The sequence below is a fragment of the Desulfobulbus propionicus DSM 2032 genome (assembly GCF_000186885.1).
Lineage (GTDB): Bacteria > Desulfobacterota > Desulfobulbia > Desulfobulbales > Desulfobulbaceae > Desulfobulbus > Desulfobulbus propionicus.
This window is the reverse complement of the sequence record NC_014972.1, coordinates 600,652-613,986: the sequence shown is the minus strand read 5'-3', so window position 1 is coordinate 613,986 and position 13,335 is coordinate 600,652. Positions and strand designations below refer to the sequence as shown.

The 13,335-nt window shown below is 55.5% G+C and carries 7 protein-coding genes; 4 read left to right on the top strand and 3 right to left on the bottom strand.

The features are described 5' to 3' along the window. Nucleotides 1-3 precede the first annotated feature (3 nt). Both bamA and DESPR_RS02805 read right to left on the bottom strand, forming a co-directional pair. Nucleotides 4-2,592 (bottom strand): outer membrane protein assembly factor BamA, encoded by a 2,589-nt coding sequence (bamA, locus tag DESPR_RS02810; RefSeq protein ID WP_245529478.1) that lies wholly within the window; start codon nucleotides 2,590-2,592, stop codon nucleotides 4-6. A gap of 278 nt (nucleotides 2,593-2,870) precedes the next feature. Then, nucleotides 2,871-3,635, bottom strand: coding sequence for a lysophospholipid acyltransferase family protein (locus DESPR_RS02805; protein WP_015723296.1), 765 nt, complete (start codon nucleotides 3,633-3,635; stop codon nucleotides 2,871-2,873). Nucleotides 3,636-3,936: 301 nt separating this feature from the next. Between DESPR_RS02805 and icd the strand changes: the two genes are divergently transcribed. Together icd and DESPR_RS02795 are read left to right on the top strand one after the other, a co-directional pair. Next, on the top strand, nucleotides 3,937-5,154 hold the full coding sequence (gene icd / locus DESPR_RS02800) for an isocitrate dehydrogenase (NADP(+)) (protein ID WP_043769591.1): 1,218 nt from the start codon (nucleotides 3,937-3,939) through the stop codon (nucleotides 5,152-5,154). 19 nt (nucleotides 5,155-5,173) lie between these two features. Beyond that, a complete protein-coding gene (locus tag DESPR_RS02795) occupies nucleotides 5,174-5,893 on the top strand; it encodes a ComF family protein (protein ID WP_015723294.1) in 720 nt (239 codons plus the stop codon). A 124-nt stretch (nucleotides 5,894-6,017) separates the two neighbouring features. Here the strand turns inward: DESPR_RS02795 and DESPR_RS02790 are convergent, their stop codons facing one another. After that, nucleotides 6,018-6,500: a YcbK family protein gene (locus DESPR_RS02790; protein WP_245529477.1), complete on the bottom strand. Its 483-nt coding sequence runs from the start codon at nucleotides 6,498-6,500 to the stop codon at nucleotides 6,018-6,020. 493 nt (nucleotides 6,501-6,993) lie between these two features. Here DESPR_RS02790 and DESPR_RS16965 point away from each other — a divergent pair, with 493 nt between their 5' ends. Both DESPR_RS16965 and DESPR_RS02780 read left to right on the top strand, forming a co-directional pair. Further along, complete coding sequence (locus DESPR_RS16965; RefSeq protein ID WP_015723292.1) at nucleotides 6,994-9,879, top strand: bifunctional diguanylate cyclase/phosphodiesterase; 2,886 nt, start codon at nucleotides 6,994-6,996, stop codon at nucleotides 9,877-9,879. 153 nt (nucleotides 9,880-10,032) lie between these two features. Further along, nucleotides 10,033-13,224, top strand: a complete 3,192-nt coding sequence (locus DESPR_RS02780; RefSeq protein ID WP_015723291.1) for a hypothetical protein — start codon at nucleotides 10,033-10,035, stop codon at nucleotides 13,222-13,224. Nucleotides 13,225-13,335 lie beyond the last annotated feature (111 nt).

The window sequence follows — 13,335 nt, the reverse complement described above, 5'->3', positions numbered from 1 at the left end:
CGATCAGAAGGTGCCGCCCATGCTGAAGTCCCAATTCGAGCTGTCTTCGTCATCTTGCTTGTCCAGATTGAAGCCCCAGGCCAGTCTGAGCGGTCCCAACGGAGAGGCCCAGAGGATGCCAACACCGGCGGTTTTCTTATAATCGCTGAAATCCCAATTGTCGTCGACATCGTATACATTACCGAAGTCATGAAAGATTTCGCCATCCATACCCAGATCTTTAACCAAGGGGAAGATGATCGAAACGGTACCGTACCACATTTTGTCGCCACCAATCTTGTCATCCGTTTTCGGGTCGCGCGGACTGATGGAGGCGGAATCAAAACCACGAATGGAGTTCATGCCGCCAAGGAAGAAATGTTCATACACCGGCAATTTGCCGTCTTCGTTTTCAAAGGCTTGGCCAGCCGCACCTTTCACGTGGAAAACGGTGCTCCAGAACAATGGAAAGTACCAGGAGGACGCTCCCTCTACTTTCGTGAACTGGGCATCGCCGCCCAGCGGGCCGCCGGCATAATCGACGCTGATGCTGTTGCGCGATCCCTTGGTCGGCGAAAAGATTTTGTCGCGGGTGTCACGGACCAAGGAAAGCTCCGCCATGCTGGTGAGATGGATGTCCGCGGAACGTTTGATATATTCCGAGACGTCGTCGTCGATATCAGTGATGTCGGTGTCGGAAATGGTGTACCCGTAATAGATACGCCATTCCTCGAACAGCGGATGGCCGAGCCGCAGGGTGGAACCGGTGGAATCCTTGGTGAAATCGTCGTACTCCCGCTCCCAGTTGAACAGATCGATGCTCCCCGAAACCTGGGAATCGTAGAGCCGGGGATTGGTGAAATTCATGTTGTACTTGGTGCTCTTGCTGCTGGTACTGGCGGCAAGGGACAGCTTGTTGCCGGTACCGAAAATATTGTCCTCGGAGATCTCTCCCATGAACAGAACATTTTCCGACGACGAATAACCGGCGCCGATGCTGAATTGACCAGTGGATTTTTCCTTGACGTCGACCAGAATGTCCATCTGATTTTCAATCAGGGTCGGTTTCGGCGTCACGTTGACTTCCTCAAAGAATCCCAGGCGATTGAGCTTCTGGGTGGATGTGCGGATGGCTTTGGAATCAAAACGTCCGCCCTCCTGCACCTTGAGATCGCGTCGGATGACGTTGTCACGGGTGCGGGTGTTGCCTTGAATTTCGACCCTATTGATGTAGGCCATGGCGCCCTTGTCGACGTGCAACAGGACATCGACCCGTTTGGCGGCATCCGATTTGTTGACCTTGGGGTTGATCTCGGCAAAGGCATATCCCTGCTCGGCATACAGATCGGTCAGCCGGGTGACATCATCCCGCAGTACTTGGCGGTTCAGGTATTCTTCCTCGCGGATCTTGAGCAGGTCGACCAACTCCTCCTTGCTCTTGATCAGGTCGCCCTCAATGTCAACGGTACCCACTTGATACCGGGGGCCTTCTTCAATGGGAAAGGTGACATACAGCTCGTCGTCCTTCTGCTCAACGATCGGCTCGCCGACCTTTGCTTCAAGGAAGCCCTGGTTCTGGTAAAAGGTACTGATCCGTTCCGCGTCCTGCTTGAGGACCTCCATTTTGAGCACTCCGGCGTCGGTCAACCAGGAATGCCACCAAGAATGGGTGCCCGTCTGAATGGCATCCTCCAACTCGTCCTCATCAAAGCTGGTGTTGCCGGTAAAGGCAATCTTCTCGATGGTGATCTTTTCTCCTTCCTGAATATCAAAGCGGACTTCGGCGTTGGCATCGGCAGGGTAGCTTATCTTGGCGCCCACCTCGGTGTTGTAGTATCCCTTGGATTTATAAAGCTCCTTGATCTTTTGCACCGCCTCGTTGACCTTGGCCGGATTGAGGATGGCATTGGCTGTGATGCTGGCCGCATCACGCACGTCCTCTTCCTTGATTTCCTCGGCGCCGACAATGACCACACTGCCGATCAGCGGTTTTTCCTTGACCCGAAACACAACATTCTTCCCCCCCTCGCTCTCTTTGGCTTCAATCTCGACATTGTCGAAGTAGCCCATGGCGAAAACGGCTTTCAGATCCTCCCGCAGGGTGGTGGGGTCATAGAGATCTCCGGGCTTGGTCGATATCTTCTGTAAAATGGCGCCGGCGTCGATACGCTCGTTGCCTTCCGGCGTGATGGAGGCCACCGTGGCCCCGCGATTTGAATAGGCCAGCATGGTGCCGACTACCTCACCCGTCACCTTCTCCAACCCCTCAAGCGAATCTGCTTCCCGAAAGGCCGAGTAGGGAGCCTGGGGCGTGAGCACGTCGACGATCGCGCAATCGACGCTGATTCGATTGCCGAGCTTGTTCAGACTGCCCACCACGACGTAGTCAGTGCCGGCAGATTCCGCGACCTTAGTCAGGACTGAGGCGGCGGGTGGCCAGGGGCCGGAATAATCCACCAGTTTCTCCGCCTGCGCCCGGGGAACCATCTTCATTCCCTTGGCCATGGCCTCCTGGGACAGCACCCTATCGGCCGCCCCTGCCACGTTGGCGGCATCGGGGGCATTGATCTTGAACGGCAGAAAAACGGTGTTGCGTTCCAGCGCCAGGCACACGCCCGGTTGCCAGGCGAAAAGCCCTGATAGCAGAACGCAGAACAAGAGTGAAAAGCTCAGAGGGGGTGGCTGGATTCTTGATGTCGACTGCATGGGAAAAGTTCCTGGTTGAGTCTATGCCTTTGCCAGGTGGCACTCAAGCTAACCACCTGAAAAAAGAGGGGATAATCAGCGGATTAACGACCTCCGGTTGATCACCTCACAAATTGGTGGTCATTATGACAGGTTTACTTGTTTTTGCAAGAAATTCTCTCTTATGTTTTCGATGTTTATCGAAATCATCCCTGAACAACTCCGCGATAGCGCTCATTGTCCGGGACATAGCGCTCTTCGAGCAACTGCTGGACAGCCTTTTGCAATTCGAAGGCCAGCGTCTGCTTGTCCGCGCTTTTGTAGTGGCCCGTGTCGATCGGGGCACCAATACGTATGGTGATCGTACCGCTGCGAGGCAACAGTTTGCCTTTGGGCAGCACTTCATACGAGCCGTTGAACCCCAGGGGCACGATGGGCACCCCGGCCTTGATCGCCAGCAACACCGCCCCAGCCTTGAATTCCCGTACCATCCCGTCGGCGCTCCTGGTCCCCTCGGGAAAAATAAGCACGGAACTGCCCGCCGCTATCCGCCCGGCTGCCGCATCCAGACTCTTCATTGCCTGCCGGCCACGGGAACGATCGATGGGGATATAGCCGACCCGGTGCATGGCCTGGCCAAACAGAGGAATGCGGAAGAGTTCTTGTTTGGCGATCCAGCGAAAATCATGGGGAAAGTAGCCCTGAAATGAAAATATGTCATACTGACTGCAATGGTTGCCGGCAAAAATATAGGTGCGCTGCGGATCAATATGCGCAAAACCTTCCACCTTGACTCGCACCCCGGCACATCGGCACAGTATCCTTCCCCAGTAACGGGGAAAAATCTGGGCTTTGATTTCCGATTTGCGCACCCATTTCAGGTCGATCAGGGAGAGCGCGGAAACAATAAAGGTCAGGGGCGGCGCGAGGATGAGCGTGCAAAGGCTTCGAACAACTTGGAGTGGCGACATACAGGAAACCAATGGTTGAAATGCCCGTGTCCCGCCTCGAAGGGGTCGGCGCTGGACCGGTGCACAAGAGGTTTGCAAAAATTCCAGAAGCTACTTAGCAGGCAAAGGCCTCAAGAGCAAGATGAACCGTGCAACCGCCTCCAGCCAAATCAATACGCCGGCGAGCAATTACAAGGGCGAATGCGCCACGATTGACGGAAGACGTGCAATCGAATATAGTCCGCACTTCGTAATGCGTTCCATGCACCGTTGCAGCTTCGTGCGGATATACGGTGACTTGTCATCTATCAAGGAGTCTATTTTGACTGCAGACATCATCACTCTCAAAGCAAATGGCGCCCTGAACGTGCCGGCAAACCCGATTATTCCTTACATTGAAGGCGATGGAACCGGGCCGGACATCTGGGCCGCTGCCCAGAAGGTTCTCGACGCTGCGGTAGCCAAGAGTTATGGCCAATCGCGAAAAATCGAATGGCTGGAGGTGTTGGCCGGAGAAAAGGCCTTTCGTGTGACCGGCGAATGGCTGCCGCGGGAGACGATCGACGCCTTGAAGAAATACACGGTCAGTATCAAGGGTCCCCTGACGACCCCTGTGGGCGAGGGCATGCGTAGCCTCAACGTGACCCTGCGTCAGGTGCTCGATCTCTACGCCTGCGTGCGTCCGGTCCGCTATTACCAGGGGGTGGTTTCACCGGTCAAGGAACCGGGCTTGGTCGACATGGTCATTTTTCGGGAAAACACTGAGGACGTGTACGCAGGTATCGAATGGCAAGCGGGCACGGAAAAGGCCAACCGGGTGATCGATTTCCTCCGCAACGAAATGGGGGCATCCATCCGTGACAATTCGGGCATCGGTATTAAGCCGATTTCCGAATTCGGTACCAAGCGATTGGTGCGCAAAGCGATTCAGTATGCCCTGGATGAAGGACGGAATTCCGTGACCTTGGTGCACAAGGGCAATATCATGAAATTTACCGAAGGGGCCTTTCGCCACTGGGGATACGAATTGGCCGCCGAGGAATTCGGCGAGTCGACCATTACCGAGACGGCCCTGTGGGAACAGTTTAACGGGGCGATACCCGAAGGCAAAATCGTCATCAAGGATCGAATTGCCGATGCCATGTTCCAGCAAATTCTTCTCCGGCCAAGCGAATACTCGGTGCTCGCCATGCCCAACCTCAATGGCGACTACATCTCCGACGCCCTCGCCGCACAGGTGGGCGGATTGGGCATGGCGCCCGGCGCCAATATCGGCGACGGCGTCGCCCTGTTTGAAGCCACCCATGGAACCGCGCCGAAATATGCCGGACTCGACAAGGTCAATCCCGGCTCCGTGTTGCTCTCCGGCGTCATGCTGTTGGACTACATCGGGTGGAAGGAAGCTGCTGAGCTGATCAAATCGGCCTTGGAAACAACGATTTCCAAAAAGACGGTCACCTACGACCTCGCGCGGTTGATGGAGGGCGCCACAGAGCTTTCCTGCTCCGCGTTCGGCAGCGCCATCATCAACAACATGTAACCACTGTTCGGCACAGCAGGTGCCTTCCTACTTCAAGGCCCTCCAAGACCTGCTGTTTCCCCCGGCGTGCCTGGGATGCGAGCGCCGGCTGGATTCCTCCCAGCCACCACTTTTGTGCGGCGACTGCCTGGGCGCGCTTGCCGAGATCAGTTCTCCTGTTTGTCCGGGTTGCGGCCTGCCGTTTGCCAACGGCGCCGATCACCTCTGCGGCGACTGCCTGACAGGGTGCTACGCCTTTGACCTGGCGAGGGCCCTGTTTGTTTACCAGCCCCCTGTTTCCGCTCTCATTCTTGGGTTGAAATTCAGCACTAGCTTGACTGGACTCGCCACCCTCGGCGCCCTGGCGGGCCGGTCCGAATGCCTGCGCCTGTTTGCCGAACCCGAGGTTATAGCACCCGTTCCCTTGCACTCGGGCCGCCTACGGACAAGGGGATTCAACCAGTCCCTCCTCGTGGCCCGCAGCTGTTTTCCACAGTGGCGCACAAGGATCACCCCCAGCCTCCTGCTTCGCCGCAGGCCGACCACACCGCAAGCCCACCTCTCTGGCAAAGAACGACGGACCAACCTCAAGGATGCCTTCATCCTCTCCATGCCCGCATCGGTTCAGGGCAAGCGAGTTTTGCTGATCGACGATGTCTTCACCACCGGCAGCACGGTAAACGAGTGCAGCAAAGTATTACGGGCGGGAGGCGCGACGCGAATCGAGGTCTTTACCCTGGCGAGGAGCCTTTCCCGCTAGGATACTCTCCCGATCCGCGTCTTGTGGAGAAAAAGAACGAGCACATCAAGGCCGCGTGACGGTTTTCAGAACTACCGCCACGTGTTTGAGGTCAATCGCGTTCCCCGGGCGGGGCCACACTCACCTACCAAGTCCGATACTGCCCGGAGTCCAAGTGGACAAAATCGGCCTTGGCATAATAACCCACGCCTCCGGTGCGCATTTCAACAGCGCATTGATGGATTTGGTCGGTATCGATTCCTGGAAAACGGATATCGACGGCCTTGCCTTGCATGTGCAGACTGTGACCAGCCACGCCACTGCTGGTGCGCCGCAGTTTGCGGTTCGTTTGCGGCGAACGGAAACCGGAAATCACCTCGTAGACCCCCTTTCGCCCCATCTCCCCCTGGATGGCCCAGAGAATATCAAGAAGCTTGGGATCGATGGGATGGGTCTGACCGGTTTGGTAATCGCGCAGAAATTGGCTGATCTGCGCCAGGGCCCTTGGATTGTATGCCTGTCCCCAGGCATAAGTCAGCGTCAATTCCTGCTGGGTGCGGGTATGAACAAAGGACAGGGACCGCTTGCCCAGCGCCTTGGCGCAACTGATACTTGGGACGGAAACCACACCCAAGCCAAGAGCGATTTGTGTTGATTTGCAAAGAAAAGAGCGACGGGACAATTGTGGATCGAGACTTTTATCTGTAACCATTATCCTCTTTGTTCAAGGGTTTATCTTGTTTGTCCTTTAGACAAAAAAGCGCCCACTCTGAGTGGTTGCAGCCAAAATTGGTCCCTATTAAAATGTGCGAAATGCCTTTTGTCAAGGATTTGCGCCAACAAACCCTTGACAATAAAAAAAATATTACATGTTTTCAATGCATTACAGCGGCAATATACTTTAGCCTCAGCTAACGCTCCCCACGATCACCGGTGCCTTCCACCAGTCCTCCTGCTTCTCCTGTTTTCTTGCCGCAAATATGATTTTGCAGCGCACAAGGAGTGCGCTACATTAAAATTCAAAATGTGGCTCCCCTTCCCTATTCGGATAGGGAGAAACGTTGTCTCACCCCACCCGAGAGACTCGACAATTCCTGTTCGCACAGCGAGAGAACGGCAGCATGATTTCCCCTCACCCTCCGACAAACCTGGCACGCTTCCTGAGCAAGTGGTCCATCGGGAAAAAAATCTTTGTCGGCAACATTTTTCTGCTTATCGCACCGCTGTTGGGCATCTTCGCTTTCATTCTGCACTTTACCTTCACTCAACTCAACGCCACGATTGAAGAAGGCATGGAAGCGGCCGGCTCATCGATTGTTGACATGATCGAGTTAACCGTCAACAGTTCCATCCAAAGTTATCTGCGTGCCATCGCTGAGAAAAATCTAGAGATCATCAAAAATTATCATCAAAAACAGCTGACCGGGGAATTGAGTGAAAATATGGCGAAAATGGCGGTAACCGCCATTTTGCGTTCCCAGCAGATCGGACGATCCGGATACATCTCCATTCTTAACTCACAGGGAGTGTTCCAATTTCATCCCAACAGTGACCTGGAAGGAAAACCCATCCTCAAGATGGAGACATACAGCCCGGCCTGGTCCTTCATTACCGAGCAAATAACAAAAAAAACCGGATACATGGAATACGTATGGAAAAATCCGGATGAAAAGACATTCCGTCCCAAAGCCCTCTACATGGTCCATTTCAAACCGTGGGACTGGATTATTTCCGTCTGCTGCTATCGTGAAGAGTTTCAAAGCATCATCGATTTCAAGGTGATCGAACAGCGCATCGCCGCTTTCAAATATGGTCGCTCAGGCTATGCCATCATCCTCAATCAACAGGGAGAGTTTCTCGTCCACCCGCATTTGAGCGATGCAGACAAACCACGATTCGCTGAGCAGATACAAAAAATCATCGCCCGCGCCGGCACCGGCAACACCCGCATGGTCAAGTACTTGTGGAAAAACCCGGGTGAACAGGATGAACGGGAGAAAATCCTCTTTTTTAGGCGGATCCCCCAGTTTGGCCTGATCATCGGCGTGACGACCTACACGGCCGAAGCGTACGCCGGCCTGATGTCGAGCCGCAATGTGGTTGTCTTGGTCAGCCTGGCAGCGGCCCTGCTGGCCGTCGGGGTGGCGTTTTTCATGAGCCGACTGCTGGCCGCGCCACTGCGACGCTTCGCCATGCAGCTGCACCTGCCGGAGCAAGACGGCACAGACTACCAAGGAGGCTGTGAAACGACCTTCCTCGTCTCGCGATTTCAACAGTATGTGGAACAACTCCAGCAAACGAACGACAAGCTGAACGCCGAAATTCACTTTCGCAAAAGTGCCGAAAATTTTCTACAAATCTACAAGCGCATTTTTGACAACGCCACCGAGGGCATCTTCATCACCGACCAAACCGGCAAGATTCTCGCGGTCAACGACGCCTTCACCACCATCACCGGCTACGAGGCGCACGAGGCCATCGGCCGGAACCCCAGCATGCTCAAATCAGACCAGCATGATGCCGATTTTTTTCGCCAAATGTGGCAGAGCCTGATCGGCAAAGGTTCTTGGGAAGGCGAAATCTGGAACAAAAAGAAGGACGGTACCGTCTATCCCGAATGGTTGACCATCAATAGCATCCGGAACGAACGCAAACAGATTTTGTATTATTTCGCCACATTCTATGAGATCGGCGAACTTAAGAAACGGGAAAAGCAAATCGCCTTCATGGCCTACCACGATATCCTCACCCGCCTGCCTAACCGCGCCTTCCTGGAGCGCAAACTGGCCAAGACCATTCACGACGCCAAGCAGCAAGGCGGACGAATGGCGGTCTTTTTCATCGATCTCGACAATTTCAAAAACATCAACGATGTCTTCGGACACCATCAGGGCGATGACCTGCTGCTTCAGGTCAGCCAACGGCTTTCCTCGATTCTGGGCGGTGCCCACACCCTCTGCCGCCTTGGCAGCGATGAATTCATTCTCCTCATGGAACGGATCGACAACGAGTCCTTTATCTACCTGATGGCCAACCGCATCCAGGCGGTATTGAAAAAACCGTTTCTGCTCGAATTCAAAAAGATCTATGTGAACGCGAGCATCGGCATTTCGGTGTATCCGGACGATGGTGACACGGCCATGGAAATGATCCGCAGCGCCGACATGGCGATGCACCGGGCCAAGCGCGAGGGAAAAAACCGTTACGTGCTATTCACCAAGGGCATGCACCAGGAGCTCTACGAAAAATTCCGAACCGAAAACGGTATCCGCTTTGGCCTGCTGCATCGGGAATTTGTGGTCCATTATCAGCCCAAGGTCAACATCGACACCCGCAAGACTTCATCCCTGGAAGCCCTGATCCGCTGGAACAAAGGGGGCAAGCTGATCAGCCCCAGCGTCTTTATCCCCATCGCCGAGGAATCGAGCCTGATCGACGATATTTGTCTCTTTGTCCTGGAAGAGACTTGTGCCTTTCACGTGGTCATGAAGGAGCAGGATATCGCCGTGCCGGTGAGCGTCAACATCTCGCCGCGCCAATTCCATAACGCCGATTTCGTCGACCTGGTCGAGGACCTGCTCGGCCGTTATCAGGTCGCCCCTCACTATCTGGAATTCGAAATCACCGAAACCACGGCAATGAAGGATGTCGAGCACACGCTCGCGGTCATGTCCCGGCTGCGAGAACTCGGCATTCTTTTCTCGATCGACGATTTTGGAACCGGCTACTCGTCGTTGGGCTCGCTGAACAAGATGCCGGTCAATACCCTGAAAATCGACAAGCAATTTGTCGACAATCTCGACGCCAATAGCGGCATCATCGCCACCATCATCGCCATCAGCCAACAGATGCATCTCAATGTGGTGGCCGAAGGCGTGGAAACCGAAGAACAATTGCTCGGCCTAGGCGCCATGGGATGCCATGAAGCCCAGGGATATTACTTTTCCCGTCCGGTTTCCGACGCCGATATCCTTCGCTACCTGTTGGCGGAACACGGTCGATCTTGAGCACGGACCATGCGCTGACCCCGTCTTTGGGTGATCTTTTCCCGATGAAGCCTGCCAAGCCTCTTTCTCTTTTTCCGCCTTTACATATATAATGGCCGCCATGGGTCACTATTTCCCGAGAACACAACCAGCGACCATGGAGAGCTGTCAGCCATGAATCAAAGGCCGTCACGGCTGTTTTTCGACCGCAACGACTACAAGTTGCTCAGCATCGTCAACGATGTTCTCAAGCGGGGCAGCCGACCGCAATCGCTGAGTTCCCTGATGGCGCCCTACATGCATCCGCACGGCATCAAGGAGATGGCCGCCCCCAGCGGTCTGCGGATCGCCTATGCCATTGTCAGCCTGCTGGGCTCGCTCGAGGCAGGCAAGGCCCAAGATCGTATCGCCGCCCTGCGCAGCCTGCGCGAGGAAGTGTTCAGCTCCGCCACCAGTTTCTATCACAAGAATACCGCTCGGGTACTGGTGCAGATCATGAAGGAGCTGGTGCGTAGTGAGGGCAATCAGCTGCGGCAGCTGAAACTGGCCCATGATTTTCGCATGGTCTATACCGGCAAACCCCGCAGGGTCCGCGAGGAACTGGCCAAATATCATCTGCTTGAAATGCCGGAGGAATGGAACCAGTTCGCCTTCGACGACCATGTCCACGATGCCAACACCAAGGGCCGGAAATCGCCGACCCACCTGCTGATGGATGCCTGGATCAAGGGCATCCGCAAGCTGACCGTGGTCTATTACAACCATGTCGAGCGTGAAGTGGTGGAAGAGTTGCTGGAGGCCGGCGCCATCCTTGATATCCATGTGCGTATCGGCATTGAGCTGTCCGCGCGGTTTCGCGATAAGTTCGTCCGTTTTATCTGGGAATTGGAGGGATTTTTCGACACCAACAACCTGTTGCAGTTTCTCCAGGAGAAATCGGTGGCCGAGATGATGGAACAGGGCCGCCAAGTTTCTCTCTATCAGCAACACTATGTGCTTGACGTGTTCAATGAGTTCAACACCAAGCACCGGCTGACCCTGGATGAGGAACTCGGCCTGGAAAGCACTCCCTTGCACCTGGCCGACTTTCTTCACTTTGTCGGCACCGGCCAACCGTCCCTGCTCCATTTGGCCAAGTTCATCCAGAACCAGTACCATACCCTGCTCGATGCCGAAGTCCTCGAGATCCATGCGCATCACTCCGGTGACGTGAAAAAACGGGAAGAATTGCTGCTCCATTGTTCCCGCAAGATGCAGCTTCTTGGCCTGGAAAGCCTGATCAACCGCTTTCTCCAGCCGTACCGCAACCCCGGCCTGCATGACCCCACGGTCCCCCACGAGCAAGGAATGCCGCCGCTGCTGAATCTCTCGCCGCCCGAACTGCTGGCTCGTTTGGCCTCAATGCATTCCGGCTCCCGTTTCACCCTCAATCTCAGCAACCTCACCATTCAGGACACCTTGGAGCTGCTCTTTGTCTGCGAAGGCCGCATCACCCATATCGAATCCTTCAACCTCAAGGATTCGGCCCACGGCATGACAGCCCTCGCCTCGGTCAAGGACAGCGGTTTTGCCGGCGAAGCGGTGGATATCACCAGCCCGGCCCGCAACTACCAGCTGATCAATGCCTTGCAGAAGGCGCTCAACGAGGACAACGTCATCTCCCTCAAACGGGCGATCCGCTCGATCATCTGGGATTTTGAACGCACCCGCCTGCTGGTTGAAAAAAGGCTCGAAGAGAGCCGGGAGAAAACACCGCCCGAGGACAACACCAAACTACGGGCTGAATGCGAGGCAATGAACCGGCGCAAAACCGCGTTGCTCGACATTTTGCTCAACATCGAATCCTTTCATAACCACTACAACAAGCGTTATCTCGGCTCCCGCATTGGCTCCGGTTCAACCGGCCAGTCGCAGCTGCAATACGGCATGGGATTGGTGGCGCTCGACACCCTGCCGCCGCGGGCGGTGCGCACGGTCCTCCGCGAGCACCGGGCAGGGCAGCGAAAACTCATTCCGGTCACCGCCCGGATGATCAGCCATCAGCATGTTCGCGGCAGCGATCCGGTCTCCGTGCCCTGGCACCGCCGGGCACTTCATCGTCTCCCCGGACTTCGCCGCAACGGAACCCAAACCTGGCACGACTGGACCCTTGACCGCTTCGAGATCCATCCGGGAATCGATGGCAACATCGGTACCTTGGGGGGGATCCGTCGCAGCCCCAGGGTGGAGATTCATCCGGAGCTGTCCGTCAACAGTGAAAAGATCGGCCAACCCTTCCGCTATCTCAACTCCCATCTGCGCAACACCCTCAAGGTGCTGGCCGGTTTCATTCCCGCCTTCCTCACCTTCAGCTTGACCAAGGATTGGTGGGTGCTGGCCTATCTCGGGGCCTTCATCTGGTTCGGCATCACTGGCATACGCAACATCATCCAATCGATCCTCGGCGGTGGCGGACTCAAGCGTTCGCCGCTTTTGCCCTGGAACTCGCTGGTCAGTTGGAGCAGGATCGCCGACTCCCTTTTTTTCACCGGCTTTTCCGTGCCGCTGCTCGATTATCTGGTCAAGACACTATTCTTGCAGCAACACCTGGGCGTCACCACCTCAACCAGTCCGCTGGCACTCTATTCGGTGATGGCCCTGGCCAACGGCATCTACATTTCCACCCATAACATCCTTCGCGGTCTTCCCCGCAGCGCCGCCGTCGGCAACCTGTTCAGATCGCTTCTCTCCATTCCCCTGGCCATCCTGTTCAACGATACGTTGGCCATGGGGTTGCACATGGCCAACGTCCCAGGGGTCGAAGACGGGCTGCAGAAATGGGCGGCGGTGATCTCCAAACTGGCTTCAGACTGCGTGGCCGCAGTGATCGAGGGGTTGGCCGACCGGCAGAACAACATTCGCATCCGGCTGATCGACTATCGGGACAAGATTTCCCAGCTGTTTTCGGTCTTCGCCCGTTTGGACGTGCTCTTTCCGGAAGAGGATGTGCTGGATCTGTTGCAGGATCCGAAAATTTTGATCGCCGCCATCCATGACGAGGCCCGCGAGCTGGAAAAGGTCATCATCGTCAATGCCCTGGACCTGATGTACATTTGGATGTTTCAGCCGCGCTCCCGTAAAGCCTTGCAGCAGATCGCCGCCACCATGTCCACCGAGGAATGGCTGATCTTTCACCGTTCGCAGTTGGTGCTTAACCGCCATCGGGAAATCAGCCAGGTTTTCGTTGACGGTCTGGTGGGGAGAAACTTTGCCAAGGCCCTCTCCTTTTACCTCGACCGATCCGACACCTATCTCCATGACATGGCCGAGATGGGCAAGATCCGGGAAAAAATGGCGAAAAAACAAGGACTGTCCTATACCGCCTGAGATACCCCCTCCGGTGACGCGCCATATCGGAGCCAGCCTCTGCCAACGGCACCCAGCGCATCGCTCCCATTTTTCCTTATTCAATTCCGCAATTTGCTGTTGACACCCCAC